Raw genomic sequence first — 18,094 nt, forward strand, 5'->3', positions numbered from 1 at the left:
GACTCTCCTTATTTATATTTTCTTCAAATACTTATAGAAAGAACCCAGATGCTCTCTTTCAATTTCAGTATACTCTGAAATCTTTTCAAAACCGTGCTTTTTAAAAAAATGCTGCATTTTGAGATTGGAGTGATTTGTACTTGAATAAATATGTTTCCCATTTTTTTCTTTTATATTATTTATTATATCATTCAGTAAGTTTGATGCATAACCTTTAGACAAATAATTTGGATTTGTTGCAATTCGTCTTAAAATATAACTCTCCTGATTCATAACTTCTATGGTCGCCACCGCAACTATGATACAGTTATCAACTAATTTATATAAGTGCTGATCATAGATATCGTGTTGAATGGTTTGTTCATTAGGATAAGTACTAGTCCATTGATACACACTCGTTTGATACATATAGCTTTTTGCCGCTTCAAATAAATCGTTGATTTCTTTATAGTCTTTTGAATCAGCCAACATTATTTTCATTTATACTCATCTCCGAAAATACTGACCCTCACCTTGTTAATAGGGCAACAGAAGAATAGATAATACAACCACACAAATAATCCCTATGATTGTCGGCACACTTGTCCGCTTCAAAATACGAACTGGACTTACACCTACTGTTGACGCTACGATCATTACAACTGCTGCAACAGGTGAAATTGTTCTCGCTAAATTTGCGATCATTTGCATTGGTAATGCGATCAAAATACCATCGATACCAGCTTTTGCTGCAATATCAGGGATCAATTCGATCACCGCATAAAACATCGCTAAGCCACCACCACTTAAAATCCCAAAGACTGTTGTTGCTCCACTAAAAATCAGGGTTGTCACAAGGCCTGCAGAAGCTGAAGATTCTACAGAGGACATGATATTATCAATGATTCCTAGCGATTGGATAGCTGTTGTAAACAATGAACCACCCACAACTAGCATAACCACTTGGCTAAATCCTTGTCCCATGCCTCTGAACATTTCAGCTGCTGAATCTTGAATTTTTTTATATGATTTATGTCTGATCGTTTCAAAAGCGACAGCAACAAAAAATGAAATAAAGGTCAAAACAAAAATATCCATTTGGATTCCTTTAACAAACATCCCAGTAATTCCAACAATTAAAATCAACATTAATGGTAACAATGGTAACAGCGCATAAATTTTGGGCGTATCTGATTCTTCTTGTTTAGTTAATCCGTCCTCTTCGATCGTGACAAAAGCTTGGTCACCTTCTTTTTTGTCACAATATTTTTGCCAGAAATAATGAGCGACTGCCATGATTAATAATGTTGGAATTGAAATTTTCGCATTCCAAGCTACATAGGTTAACAAATCATAACCTAACGTTTCAGCAGCAATCACATTATCCGCTCCAAGTGGTGTCGGCATGATCGTTGCAGTCATTGCGATGACTCCAGCAGCAGTCAATGAAGAAATTCCCATACTAGACAGCATTGGATATAAAATTGCCATCAAAATAATCGCTAAACTAGACGCACTTGGAACTACTAAAGACATTAAATTTCCTACTAAGAATACAAGTGGTACAAACAAAGCTTTTGATTTAATTTTTTGTAGTGGTTTTACCAGAATATTGACCGCTACCTGATTGGCACCGATTACATTCATATACCCAGAGTAGCCAAATAAAATCATGATCACGATCCCTGCTGAACTAACTTGAGCGATGATCGTATCTTTAAATTTCAAAAAGACATCAAAAAAGGCTAAACCTGTACCTTCTCCTGCTGGATAAAGAGGATGACCTAGCAAGACTGCAAATAGTAACAAAATCAGCGCCCCGCTAATCAAACTTAGAGCAGGATGGTAATTTTTAATAATCAAATAAGCAACAAGAGCTAAAACAACTAACACTAACAATGACTCAATCATAGTATGACTCCTTTTTTAATTTATTTTTTCTAAATTTGAGACAACCCATTTTTGGAATGCTGGAACATCGATATCTAAACAAACAATCGCATTCGTCGTATCATGATATTTCATTTTTAGATCAGCAACTGTAGCACCTGCTGCTGGACCATCTAAAGCGATTTCAATAAACGTTTCTTGAACTGTGAATAATTCTGAGTCAGTTAAATAGGCGATGGCACATACATCATGCATTTTTAAGCCCGTCTGTAAACTGCCCCCACGATAATGTTGAAATAATGAATAAAACATATTCCCGACTTTCCCGAATTCTTTGATTTTTTCTGTTTCATTTTTAGTCAATACTGCTGTACTAGTCACATCTAAGCCAACCATCACGATTGGAACACCTGATTGAAAAACGATTTGAGCAGCATGTGGATCGACATACGTGTTAAATTCTGCACTTGTATTCGTGTTTCCCCTTGATAAAGAGCCGCCCATCATAACGATTTCTTTAATATTTTGCTTTGTTTCTGGATACATACTGAAAAGTAATGCGATATTCGTTAATGCTGCTATTGGTACTAACGTGATTGGATCTGTGCTTTCAAGAATGCAGTCTTTCATTGCTTCAACAGCATGGACATCAAGTGTTTTAGTTGTAGCTTCCGGAAAATCATACCCATCCATACCGCTTTCTCCATGAATCTCTGCTGAATCTTCAAGCTGGATCAGCAAAGGAGTGTCGCAACCTTTAGCAACAGGTACTTGTTTACCAAAAAATGACACTAGTTTCAACGTATTCTCAGTCGTTTTGTTTACGTTTACATTTCCTGCAACAGTTGTTAATAACTTAACGTCTAATTCGGGGTGATTAAGGGCGATCGATAAAGCTACTGCGTCGTCAATTCCTGGGTCTGTGTCAATGATGATAGGTCTTTTCTTTTTTGCCATAAATGCTTCCTCCTTCTTAGGTTAAGCGCATTACCTAAATGGTATAAAAAAATACCTTTTCAATAATTAAAAAAGTATTTTTCAGATTAACCGCTTAATCTATCTGCTTATTATGATAGCGTTTTATTTCTGGTTAGTCAATAACTATTTTATTTTTTTAACACTTTCACCTTTAAATAGGTTGGGTTTCAAAATAATCGATTCCGTTTTTGGATTTTCCTTGGTAAGTATATTCTTCAATAATGTAACAGCCTGTTCTGTTAAAGATGAGATATTTTGCTCTACTGTAGCTAATGAAATCCCAAGAATATCTGCCATTTCTAAACGGTCATACCCAATAATCGAAAGATCTTCTGGAATCGACTTCCCACTACTCAAAGCTTGTTTTAATACACCAAAAGCAACCATATCATTGGATGTGAGTACAGCCGTTACATCTGTAAGCGCAAAAAGTGCCTTTGCTTTTTCTATACCGTAGTTAAAGCGATAACCCGTTTCAATGATGTAGTCTTCTCTTATCTTTACACCATAGCTTTCTAATGCTTGTTTATAGCCATTGATTCGATCAAGTGTACTTGGGACTTTAAAATCACCTGTCATAAAAGCAATATTTCGATGGCCATTTTCCAAAAGATATTCTGTTGAAAGTTTGCCACCAGCTTGGCTATCAAAATAGACTTGATTAACCCCTGCAAATGAAACCTGTCTATCAACTAAAACAAACGGTGCATCGATTTCTTTCAAGAAAAATTCTTGTTCTTCTTTAAATGAAAAAGATTCATTTGATAAAGCAATGATCAATCCGTCAACACCACGATTCAACAACATTTGAATCAGATTTTTTTCTACAGTAAAATCATCATTTGAATTAACGATGATGGTTAAGTAGCCCCATACTCTAAAACGTTCTTCTAATTGTTTGCAAAGCTTTGAAAAAAACGGATTTTCAATATCTGGAATCACGACACCAATAGTTTGTGAGGCTTTTTTGGCGAGGCTTTGCGCTGCAATATTTGGAACATAATTCAATTCTTTTGCGATTGTTTTTATTTCTTGCTTCTTTTTTTCAGAGATTCTAGAAGGTTTATCATTTAATACTAAAGAAACCGCAGCTTCAGATACGTTGGCCATTTTTGCAATGTCTTTCATTCTGATTTTCATGGCTTTCTCCTTTATCAATACACATGTTTTAGTCGTTTATTTCCATAAAAAATTTGCAACAAGTTGATCTACTTCTGTATTTTCGTGCAGTTGGCTGTGTTGTGCTGATTTTCCGTAAAATATTTTTTCTTGTACTACGTTACCACGTGTTTTAAACAATGACACAACGCTTAGTGCATCTGCAACTGGAACAGCTTCATCACTTGAACTACCATCCTCTACATCTCCTGCAACAATCATGACTTTCATGTCTTTAGACACATTTTCGATTCCATTGACATAGTCAGTATAGCGTTCACTTTGAACGATAGGACCTTTATTGATGACATCATCGATTGTCTCTCCATTAGATAATTCTACAAAATTATTAAAGGGTGCAGCGATACCAACAAATTTATTGATTTTGGGAAGGTTTGTATCATTACCAAATGTAGTTAAATAGCGTAAAGAGCTTGCTCCACCCATTGAATGACCTACCAAATTAACTTGCGTCACGTCATAATTATCTCGAATATATATCAAACAATTCTTGATCCACTCAGCTTGATTCCACTCATTGTTTTTATTATCTTCAAAAAGAACTTGGATACTTGGGTTGTTTTCTTTGCCCGTAAGTTTCCCTTTTGCTTGAACTTTTCCGTCAACACTAACAGTCAAAACGAGCTCTTTTTTAGTAAGATCATTTTTCTCCATCCTTTTGATCATGCGTCCGAAAGAATTATTACCACCACTATAACCGTGGATAAACAGTGTGGGAATCGATGATTTTTGAGTCGTTTCAGTAGCTTCTGAATTTTTATTTATTTGTTTATTTTCATTTTGGGATGATTTCTTACTCGTACAACCAGCAAAAATTAACAAGAGACAAACCATTATCAGCAAATAATATTTCTTATTTTTCATTTTCTCACCTTTTCAATCATCACTATAGTAAGAAGAGAGCAGGACAAAACTACGGTTAGTTTTGCTCCACTCTCTCGTTTCCCAACTTTATTGAATTGAATCTACTTGTTCAAAATCTAATTCTGTACTTGTTTCACGACCGAACATGTCGATATTAACTTTTAATTTTTGACGTTCTTCATCAACTTCTGTTACTTCACCTTCAAGACCAGAAAACGCACCTTCAATAATACGAACAGTATCGCCTAGTGCAACATCCAAATCAGATTGACGTGTGCTCATACCGATTGAACGCAAGATGTGATTGATTTCTTCTTGCAATAACGGCGCTGGTTTGCTTCCTGCACCATGTGATCCAACAAACCCAGTAACGCCTGGTGTATTACGCACTACATACCAAGAATCATCTGTCATCGTCATTTCCACTAACACATAACCAGGGAAAGTTTTATGAACGATTTCTTTTGACTTACCATTTTTTACTTCTGTTTCAGTTTCTTCTGGAACAACGACACGGAAAATGAAATCTCCCATGCCCATGCTTTGTGCACGTGATTCAATGTTCGCTTTTACTTTGTTTTCATAACCTGAGTATGTATGCAGTACATACCAATTTTTTTCAAATGATTCCATTTCTGATTCGGCTCCTTTAGGTTTATTAGTTGGTGAAACAATCATTAAGAGTAACAAGAATGCCTTGCACTCATTTTCTTTTTCTCATGTGAAAATAAAAAAACCTCAGTTCCCCGAAGTTTTTCCTCATGTGTTATTATAGCACTTCTCATAATGAAATACTAGTTTGAATTACTTAAGAATCCAGCCAAAAGCAGTTTGGATCACTGTATCCATTACAAAGAATAATGCTGCAAAAAGAATTGATGTTTCGATAACAACCAATGTGTCTTTGCGTAATTGTTTTTTAGATGGCCAAGAAACTTGTTTCATCTCATCTTTTACACTACGTAAAAATTTCATTTGAACTCCTCCTAAATCTATTTCGTCTCTTTATGTAACGTGTATTTTTGACAGTATTTACAGAATTTTTTGATTTCTAACCGTTCTCCACGCTTTCCTTCACTGACGGCTTTAGAATAGTTTCTGGAGCCACAATCTGAACAAGCAAGTGCTGATTTTTTTGTTGCCATTGTTCAACCTCCTCTATTCACAAATTTACTCAATAACATTATCATTATTTCACCAAAATGTCAATGGATACTCAATAAACTATGGTTTTCTTTCAAATTATGTTATCATTAGCTTGTTAGACGAATTTAACCTACGGGGGGTCAAGACATGTTATTAAAATCCGTTGTTATCAAAAAGAAAAATCTTACAACAGTCAATGAATCTTGTACTTTGGAAGAGGCTTTGACAATCCTTGAAGATTCAGGGTATCGTTGTGTACCGATCTTAGATGAATCGGAAAAGATCTTTAGAGGAAATATCTATAAAATGCACATCTACCGCCATAAAGCTAACGGTGGAGACATGAGTTTACCAGTTACTTATTTATTAAAAAATGCGACAAAATTTATTTTTTTGAACACTTCATTTTTCAAGGTTTTCTTTACGATCAAAGAATTACCTTACATTGCTGTGTTGGATGAGAATAACTATTTTTATGGTATTTTAACACATAGCACGTTATTGAATATCCTTGCTCAATCTTGGAATATTCAAAGAGGTAGTTATGTTTTGACAATTGCTACGACAGGTAAACAAGGAGATTTAGCTGCTATGACGAAGATCATTGCGAAACACAGCAGCATTGCCAGCTGTATTACATTGGATATCGGTGAAGATGAATTTATCCGCCGTACTTTGATTACTTTACCTGCTGAAACAACAGAAGAAACTTGTGCAGTTATCGTTGAGAATTTAGAGCGTAAAAATCTTAAAGTAGTTGAGATCGAAGATTTACAAGCAAATGCTGAATAAAATGCTAAAGAAAAGAAGCCTTTCAGTTGGAAGGCTTTTTTTATCTTTACTGTAGAAAATTTATTTATACTCAGTACTTTCTATGCTGCAATTTACTTTACATGAGAAAGGTAGGTCTCTTATGAAATTATCTGTTTATGTTGCAAGTGCATTTAGTAAGGATCATACAGGCGGAAATAAAGCAGGAGTCGTATTATTTGAAGATACATTGACCACTACTCAAAAAATGTCAATCGCCAAGCAACTAGGCTATGCCGAAACTGCATTTATATCAGAATCTGACATTGCTGATTATAAATTCGAGTATTTTACACCAAAAGAAGAAGTTGATTTATGTGGTCATGCTACAATTGGCTCTTTTTCAATACTGATGCATTTAAATAAACTTTTCAAAAATTGTTATACGATTGAAACAAACAGCGGTGTTCTTGCGATTACCATAAAAGATGACACTATATTCATGGAGCAAAACAAACCGATATTCTATGATGCTATATCACCAACTGAGTTCATCGATTGTTTTGCTAGTAAATCTATAGACAGCAAGTCTCCAATTCAAATTGTCTCAACAGGTCTAAAAGATATTTTAGTCCCCATAAAAAGTGAAACACAATTACATGCTCTGGAACCTAATTTTGATAAAATTAAAGAAATCAGCAAGTATTATAATGTTGTCGGGATGCATCTATATACATTTAATGACGATCGAATAATATGCAGAAATTTTGCTCCACTATACGAGATCAATGAAGAAGCAGCAACTGGGACTTCAAACGGCGCGTTAGCTTGCTACCTTTATGAACAGCACTCATTGCAAAAAGATGTCTATGTATTTGAACAAGGTTACTCCTTATACTCGCCTTCTGAAATATTAGTTAAATTAGTAACCAATAACAAAAATGAAATAGAAAAAGTTTATGTTGGTGGCAAAGGGTATTATTGTGAAACGAAGTGTTTAAATATAGAAGATCGTGAATAGACAAAGAAACCTAGACGTAAAAAGAAGCCTTCCAATAGAAAGGCTTCTTTTTTAACGTTCTTCACCAATAATACGTACTTCTGTCTCCAATACAACATCAAATTTTTCTTTGATCACTTGTTGGATATGGGCAATCAATTCGACATAATCTGTCGCTGTCGCATGATCGATATTCACGATAAAGCCAGCATGTTTTTCTGAAATTTGAGCGCCGCCCCATTTCAGACCTTGCAATCCAGCGTCTTGAATCAATTTCCCAGTGAAATGTCCTTCTGGTCGTTTAAAGACGCTACCACAAGATGGATATTCTAATGGTTGTTTCGACTCTCTAAGCTCAGTCAATTCAGCCATCTGACTCTTGATTACGCTATTTTCTCCTTCTTCTAAAGAAAAAATCGCTTCTAACACAATACAATGCATGTCTTGAATCGCACTGTGACGATAAGAAAATGCCATTTCTTCATTTGTAAATGTTTTGATCGTTCCGTCTTCCAATAAAACATCAACACTTGCGAAAACATCTTTGATTTCTCCGCCATAAGCACCTGCATTCATATAAACAGCTCCGCCTATACTACCTGGAATACCGCAAGCAAATTCAAAACCAGTCAAATCATGCTCTAAAGCAACGTAGGTTGTATCAATCAATTTTGCTCCTGCCTCAACAACAATTTGATTTTTAGAAACAGAGATTTGTTTCATATGCTCCAACATGATTACCATTCCACGAATACCGCCATCTCGAACAATCAAGTTGCTAGCATTGCCTAAAACAAGCCAAGGGATTTCATGACTTCTGCAGTATTCGACCAGAGCAATTATTTCCATTTTTGTTTTTGGAAAAGCTAAGACATCTACAGGCCCACCAGTTTTAGTAAAGGTAAAATTCATCAAAGGTTCATCAAATAGTAAGGTTATATCTGTTAATTCATTCATCATTTCAATTTTATTCATCGAAAGTCGTTCCTTTCTTTCAAACATCCTACTTATTCTAGCATGTCAAAGACAAACTTTCTAGTCTGACTCTATAAAATATGTTCTTGATGCTTGCGTATCATTTGGGCACATAGCTCATGACTAGTGAAGACTTTTTCTTGTTTTAACCGCGATCCCTCATTTGTTTGAACCGCTTTGATAAATTCCTCCACCATTTGCTGGAAACCGCGTTTTTCTAGTGTTGTTGCCCAATCACCAAAGTTTTTTTGTTGCGTCCCTAGTTGATTTTTGATTGTTAAATCTGTCAAGTTTTCTAATATTAACGTTCCTTCTGGACTTGTCAGTTGGTAGGTTTCAGTATTTGCCCCAGCATAAAGATTCATTGAAGCAATTGCTGTTGTGGTTGCTGTTTCTACATGGAGTATGGCTCTTTTTAATAGATTATTTTCCTCGATGATTTTAGTTTGGACATGTCGAATCTCATCATCAAGTAGATAAACAAGTATATCAGCTACATGTAAAAATAAATCATAAATCACAAAATTAGCTGTGGATTCTGACGCTATTCGATTTTTTTGGATCAGCAGCATATTTTTATTTTCAACTGCTTTTAATTCCTCGACCAATGGCGCAAAACGACGATTAAAGCCTACCATTAAAAGAAGATTTTTTTCTGCTGCTAGAGTTTGGATTTCTTTGACTTCTGCTAAATTTTCACTTAATGGTTTGTCAACGAAAACGTGAATACCAGCTTCTAGTAGTTGTTTTACTAGTTGACCATGAACTTTGGTTGCCGCATGGACGAAACAGGCTGACACTTTAGCTTCAATCAACTCTTCTGTTGAAGCAACCATCTCGTTGAAGTCGTATTTTTCACTGATTTCTTTACGGGTTTCTTCATTTCTGGTGGATAATATAAAAGTTGCTTGGTCTCTTAGTTGAGAGTACACGGGTAGATACGCTTTTTGCGCGATATTTCCTAAGCCAATAATTCCTATTTTCATGAAAAATCCTCCTAGTTCAACACATTATTTTTTTATTAGAATGTTTGATCAACTGTTTTCTTTTTAGTTAAGTCAGCAATTATCTTTTTGGCTACAAATAATATAGTTGCTACCGCTAAAATGATTGGGCTTAGATTCAGTGGGAAAAACAATATCATAAACAGTCCAACTGGAAACGGTGCTTTTATGATTGCTATAGCGATGCTCGTACTTACGATAGCAACAATCAATAAGCGATCTGTTTGAGGAAATAATTGCGATACAGCAAACCCTTGAATGATCGCAGAAAATACAATCGGGAAAATATCCCCACCAATCCAACCTGTATTAAGACATATTTGTAAGAACAATAACTTAAGCAATGCAATCATTGTCAATACTAAAAACGAGGCGTGACTTCCAACAAATGGCGCAAGTGATAATGATAGTTGTCCTGAAAAAAGTAAATTAGGTAGAAAAATGCCTATTAAAAAAATTGCTACAGACCCTATCAATGCTTTACGAATTGGGAACTCTTGCCAAAAATCTAAACGTTTCTTTAAAAAATTAGTAATGAGATGATAACCTTTTCCAAATAATACACCAAACATAATCAATGGCAATCCTAGCCACAACTCTCTCCATATCCAATTAGATTCGCCCATTTTTGAAACAAAAGAAGGTTGTCCTGTCATTTTCATCAAGAGAAAAAAAGTGGCTAAACCATTGATAATAAATAATAGATAAAAAAACTTTTTTTTCGATTTTTGTCGCTCTTTTACAGCCCTTTTTTCATCATAGGTCAATAAATATTTTTGAGGATTTAACAAATGTGCTACTCGTTTTTGCACAGACAGGCCTTTCAACTCGCTGTAATTAAAGTAATAATAACGCAGCTTATCTGCTTGCCAGACTGAAAAATAAATAACTGCACTTAATAATCCCGCTTCTGGTCCCACACCTGCACCAAAAATCAATACAATAAGCGCAATCCATAAGCTACGGAAAACACTACTGTAATTTAGTGTTTTCGTTTGCTTTAATTCTGTCACTGAATCATGAACTGTATGAGGTAAATTTCCCCATCTCTTTCGATAAAAACCTAGTAGAATACCACCTATTACAGTAATCCCCAGTATATATAACACTCGGAAACGATTGTCAGGTGAAACTAAATTCCAAAGCAATTCAGATCCTATTCCTTCTAATCTTAGAAAGATAAAGGATATAACACTAATAATACTACTTAGTACAATCCCATAAATCAATAAACCAATCTCTTTTGCGTTCAATTTGATAGATCCTTTCAGGTCAGAAAAATTAAAATACTTTTTCACATCTTTCTCTATAACTCTATCACAATTCTAATTACCTGAATACAAAAATGCTACTCATTGTTTTGAATCAGTATGCTGACAAAGAATACCAAAATCTAGATTATATATGTTAAACTATTCTAAAGTCTTGCTTGCAAGAATCAATAGCTATTGCCAAATTTGAAGGAGGTTCTCAAGGTGAAATGTATTTCATGGAATGTCAACGGCTTACGTGCTGTTGTTAAAAAGAATTTTATGGATGTTTTTAACGAATTAGATGCAGATTTTTTCTGCTTACAGGAAACAAAATTGCAAGAAGGTCAAATCGATTTAGAGCTACCTGGGTACCATCAATACTGGAATTACGCTGAGAAAAAAGGCTACTCTGGTACTGCGATTTTTGCTAAAGAAGAAGCGCTAAGCGTTCGATACGGCATGGATCTTGAAGAACATGATCAAGAAGGTCGCTTGATTACATTAGAATATGCTAACTTCTTTATGGTCACTTGTTATACACCCAATTCACAAAATGAATTGAAACGTTTAGACTATCGTATGACTTGGGAAGATGCTTTTCGTTCGTATTTAAATGAATTGAGTAAAGAAAAACCAGTGATTTTATGTGGTGACTTGAATGTAGCCCATCAAAATATTGATTTGAAAAACTGGAAAACCAATCAAAAAAATGCTGGTTTTACACCAGAAGAACGTGAGAAGTTTACAGAATTATTGGATAGTGGCTTTATTGATACTTACCGTTATTTCTATCCTGACCAAGAAGGCGTTTATTCTTGGTGGAGTTATCGCTTTAATGCTCGGAAAAATAATGCTGGATGGAGAATCGATTACTTTGTCGTTTCTGATGGATTGAAAGAAGCTTTGACTAGTGCGAAGATCCACACTGAAATTACTGGTAGCGATCATTGTCCAGTTGAAGTTGATTTAACAATTGCTTAACGAGAGAGTCTTTCTCTCGTTTTTTATTTAGTTTCTGTTAATATTTTTCAATTAGACTTACTTTGCGTCACTCATTTTGTTATACTACATGTATGAATTAATTTTGAACCGAAAGGGATAATGAACATGAATTTTTATTCCATAGACTTTGAAACAGCTAGTTATGCTAAGCATAGTGCCTGTTCTGTCGCACTAGTAAAAGTAGAAAATAATAAAATCGTTGATGAATACTATTCCTTGATTAAACCAGAAACAGATTTTTTCTGGAAAAATATCCAAATCCATGGTATCAAACCGGAAGATGTTGCGGATGCACCGAAGTTTCCTGACGTTTGGAATCAAATCCAAAATTGCTTTAAACCGAATAGTTTAGTGGTCGCTCATAATGCCCCGTTTGATTGTGGAGTTTTAGCTGGTTGTTTAGATTATTATGGTATTGACCAACCGAATTATCTTTCATTGTGCACAGTGAAAACTAGTCGTAAGTTATTTCCAGAATTACCAAATCACAAGTTAAATACGATTTGTGAGAATCTAGATATTCAATTGAATAATCACCACGATGCGTTGGAGGATAGCCGAGCCTGTGCCGAAATTTTGTTGTATCAAGAGAAGCATTTTGGTGTGGAGCCTTTGAAAAAACTTGTCACGATAAAATAGGGCTCTTTGTCAACTAATGTTGGTGAAGAAAATCAAAAAAATTAAATCGATTAGTATGATTCCTAGAGGAACTGTCCTCTAGTTTTTTTTCTTGAAAAAGAATGGTGCCAAAACACAAAGAAATTCTCAATTTGAAATTGTAAAAGTTACGAAACCCGTAAGCATTTCTCTTTAACACTTTAATATGATTATTTAAACATTCTAATGGCCCATTGGAATAAGGCAATTCTAGCACATTTTTAATTTCATTTTGATACTTCTTAAAAGTAGAAATAGTCGTTTGATAGCAGGTAGGAAGATGGTGGAAATTTTCGGTCTAATAGTGCATAAAACCGAGCAAAATTTCTTGTTTGTACGGCATAAAGAAAGTCCTGATAATAGGTCTAGCCACTTTTCAACTCGTTATCATACGTAAGTAATCGATCAACGACTTCTGTTTCAGTTAAATAGGTGCCAAAGGCGTTTTTCAAAATCAAGCTTCAATTGATTTTTTTGAAGAAGTTTCCAGTATTTCTTCAAGTGTCGATATTTTTTTGCTTCTGTATTTCCCTGATGAAGAAACGTATCCATTCTCTGAATACGGTGTTTTAAAAAGGTTCGACCGATGAGTTGGACAATATGAAGACGATCAAGAATAATCTGTGTCGTCGGAAATAACTTTTTGATGAGAGAAAAATAAGGTGCATACATATCACAAACAATATACTTTACCATTTTACGAACAGACAAAGGAAATCTTGAAAAGTAACGCTCTAGAAAAGGTAGTTGCCGGTTTTCAACGACATCACTTAACTGCTTTGTTTGACCGTCCATCATGATGAAACTCATAGAAGCCTCGACTTGCCTAACTGATTTAAATTCATCGAAGCAGAGGTCTTCAGGTAATGTGAGTCGATTAATTTTTTTGGTTCATAAAATCGTTTCAAGACACGATACACAGAGGAAACAGAGACCTTCTTTTGACGCGCAATTTCACTCATAGAGGTGACATTTCTGAGCCGATCGGCAATTGATAGCTTCACTTTAGTTAAAATCGAACACTATTTTCTCAACAAGACTCGTCTTAGCAACGAACGATCGATTGCAGGAGTGACAGAAGAAACGGCTTTTCTTCAAGCGTAAATATGTTTGATATTCAGAAACATCATTCAATAAAATTAGATAAAGGGTAAAGCCCCAACAATAATAGCCGCTTGATATTCCGATTCGCAATGAGGACAAGTGTGAGCTGAATAATCGAGCGTACCTGATAAGACCTGACAGATTCTTCCTTTGATTCGTTCCTTTTTTAAGAAATTTTCATTAAAAATGATGTTTAAGTCTAGAATATCTAAGGTTTCTTTGCTAAGTTTTGTATAGGACATCTTGATTTCCCCATTTGATTAGTTTTCTTCGACTTAATTCTAAAGGATATCAGGTTGTCTTTTCTATTATTTTGCACTAAAAAAGATGCTGGTGATTTCTCACCAACATCAGATTTTTCGAGGTCTTATTATATTCGATTAGATATCTTCATATTTTTTCTATTCATCTAATACATACTAATTTATTTTCTTATGCTCCAATGCGCAATAAAGCAAATAGCTGTTGTCTCAAAATATCGATTAGCGAGCAGACTATATAAACTAAAATAATAATTACAATAGAAGTCACAACTAAATTTACCCCATAATATGATGCTTTAAATGCCGTCAACTCTTTCCATAGAAAATGGCGAATATAATTATTATCATGAATTAGATAAACACCTAATGTTGCGGAACCCAATAAATTTACAAAAGGTATAGAACCGATATTCCAATTTTTAACACCACAAAAAAGCAAGATTGACAAAAGAAGATATAGAGGACTTTCAATGTCCATCATTAAACTTTTAGAAAGTGCATTTTCATTTTGGTGATTGTAAAAAGCAAGTAATGCAATTAAAAAAGCTATAATCATAAAAACAACAGCACTTTTTATAAAATAACTTTTAGCGCTTTTAGCAAATGACTCAGGGTATACCTTTATATAGGCAGCAATAAAATAAATAAACAAAAACCACATACCACTTTCGACCTCACCGTAATTAGCTACTAACAACGATATAACTGGTTTAATTGATAGAAACACAAAAAAAACTATTAAAAGGATTGCATGTTGCTTTCTGTTCATATTTTCCACCAAAATATTTAAGAACGGCGCCAAGCAGTATAATAGCACATAAGAACTAATAAACCAATATTGCTGAAACACAATTGGCAAACTTGCTACGATGCTATTTTTAACGTTCAATATAGAATGGTCTTTTCCAAAAAATGCAAAAATGAAGAAGATGGCAATTGAGTAAAAAAAGACTTGTAACCACAACTGTAATAATTTTTTTGGCTTAAATACCTTATCCACTAAAAAATATCCACTAATCAATAAAAAACAATTTACACCAAATTTCCCAGCCGATCCAATAATATCGAGAAAAATTGGCTTCATACGTAAAGTTTCTCCAAAATCCCATTCGGAATGAACAACATAATGGTGCATTACAATAACAAAGGCGCTTAATATCCGAAAAAACTCAAAATTTGATTTTCTAACATTCATGTATTATATACCTTACTTACCTATTTTTAAATTTTGTATCTTCTTTAACCTATTATACTAGATTTTATAAGTAATTAAAGTACTTTAGCGAAAATTAACTATCAAGTTAGCATTTTAAAATTCTTGACTCAGCTTTCAATAATCAGTTTGACTTAATAAAAATAAATAACCAAAAAAGACATCTGAATTAATTTTCAATACAGATGTCTTTACTCTATTTTTCTAAAATCTCAATGATTTCGTCCATGTTTTTAGAACCAAAAATAATGTCTTTATCATCAATGATCATCGCAGGGACACTCATGATTTTCTTTTCTGTTTTCAACTCTGGGAAAACACCGATATCGATCATTTCCGCTTCAACATTGTGATTGATCGAAGCAATTCTCTGACAAGCTGCTACAACATCTGGGCAGTAATGACAAGTCAATGAAACAAAAATCTGTACTTTCTTTTTAGGTAATTCTTTGATTTTATTGACCACAGGCTCTTCTATTGGCTGTCCAGCACTTCCTACATTATAGACAGCTAAAACAATTGAGTTCACTTCATGCCCGCTTGGAATACCACTAAATTTGATTCCGGTATATTCACCTTGATCATTTAAAATAACAACACTTGGTAATTTATCAATACCATATTTCGCTTCTATATCAGAATCAGCACCTTTTTGAACAGTTTCCAGCAAGATTTTGTCGCTTAATGAGGCAAATTCTGTTAGGAAAGAATTCAATTCAAGTGATTTATCTTCGCTGCTATCCATCACTTGTAATAAAGTTACATTTTTCGTTAATTTACCAAAAATACCACCCAATTGTTCTCTCATTGCATCAGGGAACCATGTATTATTAACACTTGTCGCCTTAGTAGGTTTCTTCTCTGCTTTTGGTTGAGTTTCTTTATTTTCAGCATGTTGCTTCGCTAAACGTTTTTCCATGCGTTCATTGACAATTGGCAAACCAGCTTTTGTTTTTTCTTCTGTGATATATTTTTGTGCATTTGTTGCAGCGATTGCGCCATCTGCAACAGCGGTAACGATTTGACGTAATTCTTTGATACGTAAATCTCCAGCTGCATAAACACCTGGTACATTGGTTTCCATATTTTCATTTGTCGGTACATAGCCGCGGTCTAATTCGACTTTCCCTTCAAAAATCTCTGTACTTGGTTTGTTCCCTGCAAAAACAAACATACCAAACGTGCTGTCTGCTGGTGCTTCATATGTTGTTTCTTCACCAGTTTCATTATTAACAAAAACAGCTTTACGAACAAAGTCATCTCCAGTAATTTCTTTGACTTCTGTATTGTAAATAATTTTGATATCTGGATGTTGTTTAGCTGCTTCTGCTGTTAATTTCGCACAAGTAAAATCAGGCTCACGAATGATCATTGTGACTGATTTACCATAACGAGTTAAATAGACTGCTTCTTCCGCTGCTGCATATCCGCCACCAAGTACAAAAATATCTAATCCTTGGAAAAATTCACCATCACATGTTGAACAATAGGCAATACCGCGTCCTGTAAATTCAACTTCACCTGGGAAACCAATTTTACGTGCTGAAGCGCCTGTTGCGATAATTACAGCATACGCTTGATAGGTTTTAGTCGCGGACTTGACTGTTTTAACTGTTTGGCTTAGATCAACATCGATGATTTCATCTGTTGTAAATTCAACACCAAAATCAAGGGCTTGTAAACGCATGTCTTCCATCAACTCAGGACCAGTTGTTGCTCTAATCGCTGGGTAATTCACGATTTCAGATGTTGTCGTTACTTGTCCGCCAATCTTGTCTTTTTCAATGATCAATGTATCTAACATCGCACGACCTGCATAAATCCCTGCTGATAAAGCAGCCGATCCGCCGCCGATTACGATTAAATCATAAATTTCTTGACTCATGTATGTTCTCCTTTATGTCGATTTCATTATTTTGCTCTATAAATTTTAAGAAAGACTTCCTAGAAAGGAAGTCTTAAGGTCATCTATTTGATCGTTTAGATTTTACCAACTAAGTCTAAACTTGGTGCGATTGTTTCTTCGCCTGGTTTCCAATTTGCTGGACAAACTTTATCGCCATGTTTTGCTACAAATTGAGATGCTTCTAATTTACGAACTAGCTCATCCGCATTACGGCCAATACCCATATCATTGATTTCGTATGATTTGATTTCGCCTTCTGGGCTAACGATAAATGTACCACGGTAAGCTTGACCTAGATCTTCGTTTAAAACACCGAAGAAACGAGCAATTTTACCATTTGGGTCAGCTAACATTGGGTATTTGATTTTACCGATCGTATCTGTCGCATCAGCCCATGCTTTATGAACAAAGTGGCTATCTTCTGATACTGAATATACTTCACAATTCAACTCTTTTAAGTGATCATAATGATCTTGCATGTCCCCTAATTCCGTTGGACAAACAAATGAAAAGTCTGCTGGATAGAAGAAGAAAATACTCCATTTACCTAATACATCTGCTGTTGATACTTTGATAAAATCTCCATCTTGGTAAGCGTCACATTCAAAGTCTAATAGTTTTGTGTTGATTAAATTCATATACATATTCCTCCTAAAATTTAAAAGCGTAACGGGTTGATTTAGTCACAATTGAAAACAGGAAAATATGAATGTGATGCTTTCTATTCTCAATCATATTTTAGCTTTTTTCCATGAAACTAGCCCGTGAAGCTAGGTATTTTTCTACACTCTTAGCGTATCAATTTAAAATTATTATGTCAATAGAATTATTACAGTTTAGTTATTTTATTTTTGCTATTTTCGTCTTTTCTTTGAGAAAATAGCTCTTTCATTCTCAATAAGATGAAAAAACAACGTTTATTGTTTGTCTG

Annotated in this window: 18 protein-coding genes and 1 pseudogene; 4 read left to right on the forward strand and 15 right to left on the reverse strand. The window is 34.6% G+C overall.

The window, feature by feature from the left end; all coding sequences use genetic code 11:
- Window positions 1-12: 12 nt before the first annotated feature.
- From I583_RS10150 to rpmG, 8 genes are all read right to left on the reverse strand, one after another.
- Complete coding sequence (locus tag I583_RS10150) at window positions 13-480, reverse strand: GNAT family N-acetyltransferase (RefSeq protein ID WP_010760571.1); 468 nt, start codon at window positions 478-480, stop codon at window positions 13-15.
- 36 nt (window positions 481-516) lie between these two features.
- A complete protein-coding gene (dcuC, locus tag I583_RS10155) occupies window positions 517-1,890 on the reverse strand; it encodes a C4-dicarboxylate transporter DcuC (protein ID WP_010760570.1) in 1,374 nt (457 codons plus the stop codon).
- A gap of 15 nt (window positions 1,891-1,905) precedes the next feature.
- Complete coding sequence (gene rihC, locus I583_RS10160; RefSeq protein ID WP_010760569.1) at window positions 1,906-2,826, reverse strand: ribonucleoside hydrolase RihC; 921 nt, start codon at window positions 2,824-2,826, stop codon at window positions 1,906-1,908.
- Between the two features lie 144 nt (window positions 2,827-2,970).
- Window positions 2,971-3,987 (reverse strand): LacI family DNA-binding transcriptional regulator, encoded by a 1,017-nt coding sequence (locus I583_RS10165; protein WP_010760568.1) that lies wholly within the window; start codon window positions 3,985-3,987, stop codon window positions 2,971-2,973.
- A 36-nt stretch (window positions 3,988-4,023) separates the two neighbouring features.
- Window positions 4,024-4,890 carry an alpha/beta fold hydrolase gene (locus tag I583_RS10170; RefSeq protein WP_010760567.1) on the reverse strand — a complete coding sequence of 289 codons (867 nt, stop codon included), beginning with the start codon at window positions 4,888-4,890 and terminating at the stop codon, window positions 4,024-4,026.
- A gap of 87 nt (window positions 4,891-4,977) precedes the next feature.
- Window positions 4,978-5,523 (reverse strand): transcription termination/antitermination protein NusG, encoded by a 546-nt coding sequence (gene nusG / locus I583_RS10175; protein WP_010760566.1) that lies wholly within the window; start codon window positions 5,521-5,523, stop codon window positions 4,978-4,980.
- Between the two features lie 171 nt (window positions 5,524-5,694).
- The gene (secE, locus tag I583_RS10180) at window positions 5,695-5,865 is read right to left on the reverse strand and encodes a preprotein translocase subunit SecE (RefSeq protein WP_010760565.1); all 171 of its coding nucleotides are present in this window, start codon (window positions 5,863-5,865) and stop codon (window positions 5,695-5,697) included.
- Window positions 5,866-5,882: 17 nt separating this feature from the next.
- Window positions 5,883-6,035: a 50S ribosomal protein L33 gene (gene rpmG / locus I583_RS10185; RefSeq protein ID WP_010760564.1), complete on the reverse strand. Its 153-nt coding sequence runs from the start codon at window positions 6,033-6,035 to the stop codon at window positions 5,883-5,885.
- A 148-nt stretch (window positions 6,036-6,183) separates the two neighbouring features.
- On the opposite strand from rpmG, the gene cbpA reads away from it, so the two are divergent.
- A complete protein-coding gene (gene cbpA, locus I583_RS10190) occupies window positions 6,184-6,828 on the forward strand; it encodes a cyclic di-AMP binding protein CbpA (protein WP_010760563.1) in 645 nt (214 codons plus the stop codon).
- A gap of 121 nt (window positions 6,829-6,949) precedes the next feature.
- Window positions 6,950-7,807 (forward strand): PhzF family phenazine biosynthesis protein, encoded by an 858-nt coding sequence (locus I583_RS10195; RefSeq protein WP_010760562.1) that lies wholly within the window; start codon window positions 6,950-6,952, stop codon window positions 7,805-7,807.
- Window positions 7,808-7,858: 51 nt separating this feature from the next.
- On the opposite strand, the gene murB is transcribed toward I583_RS10195, so the two are convergent.
- The 3 genes from murB to I583_RS10210 form a co-directional block, all read right to left on the reverse strand.
- Window positions 7,859-8,761 carry a UDP-N-acetylmuramate dehydrogenase gene (gene murB, locus I583_RS10200; RefSeq protein WP_010760561.1) on the reverse strand — a complete coding sequence of 301 codons (903 nt, stop codon included), beginning with the start codon at window positions 8,759-8,761 and terminating at the stop codon, window positions 7,859-7,861.
- Window positions 8,762-8,832: 71 nt separating this feature from the next.
- Window positions 8,833-9,747 (reverse strand): Gfo/Idh/MocA family protein, encoded by a 915-nt coding sequence (locus tag I583_RS10205; protein WP_010760560.1) that lies wholly within the window; start codon window positions 9,745-9,747, stop codon window positions 8,833-8,835.
- Window positions 9,748-9,782: 35 nt separating this feature from the next.
- Entirely contained in the window at window positions 9,783-11,018 is a 1,236-nt protein-coding gene (locus I583_RS10210; RefSeq protein ID WP_034683306.1) for a chloride channel protein, read from the reverse strand.
- Window positions 11,019-11,240: 222 nt separating this feature from the next.
- On the opposite strand from I583_RS10210, the gene I583_RS10215 reads away from it, so the two are divergent.
- Window positions 11,241-11,999 (forward strand): exodeoxyribonuclease III, encoded by a 759-nt coding sequence (locus I583_RS10215; RefSeq protein WP_010760558.1) that lies wholly within the window; start codon window positions 11,241-11,243, stop codon window positions 11,997-11,999.
- Window positions 12,000-12,125: 126 nt separating this feature from the next.
- Window positions 12,126-12,659 (forward strand): 3'-5' exonuclease, encoded by a 534-nt coding sequence (locus I583_RS10220; RefSeq protein ID WP_010760557.1) that lies wholly within the window; start codon window positions 12,126-12,128, stop codon window positions 12,657-12,659.
- Between the two features lie 13 nt (window positions 12,660-12,672).
- On the opposite strand, the pseudogene I583_RS10225 reads toward I583_RS10220, so the two are convergent.
- The 4 genes and pseudogenes from I583_RS10225 to ahpC form a co-directional block, all read right to left on the reverse strand.
- Window positions 12,673-14,023: pseudogene (locus I583_RS10225) on the reverse strand (ISL3 family transposase).
- Between the two features lie 190 nt (window positions 14,024-14,213).
- Window positions 14,214-15,239, reverse strand: a complete 1,026-nt coding sequence (locus I583_RS10235) for an acyltransferase family protein (protein ID WP_010760554.1) — start codon at window positions 15,237-15,239, stop codon at window positions 14,214-14,216.
- Between the two features lie 214 nt (window positions 15,240-15,453).
- Window positions 15,454-17,142, reverse strand: coding sequence for an FAD-dependent oxidoreductase (locus tag I583_RS10240; protein WP_010760553.1), 1,689 nt, complete (start codon window positions 17,140-17,142; stop codon window positions 15,454-15,456).
- Between the two features lie 95 nt (window positions 17,143-17,237).
- A complete protein-coding gene (gene ahpC / locus I583_RS10245) occupies window positions 17,238-17,801 on the reverse strand; it encodes an alkyl hydroperoxide reductase subunit C (RefSeq protein ID WP_010760552.1) in 564 nt (187 codons plus the stop codon).
- Window positions 17,802-18,094 lie beyond the last annotated feature (293 nt).

The organism is Enterococcus haemoperoxidus ATCC BAA-382 (genome assembly GCF_000407165.1).
GTDB classification, from domain to species: domain Bacteria; phylum Bacillota; class Bacilli; order Lactobacillales; family Enterococcaceae; genus Enterococcus_L; species Enterococcus_L haemoperoxidus.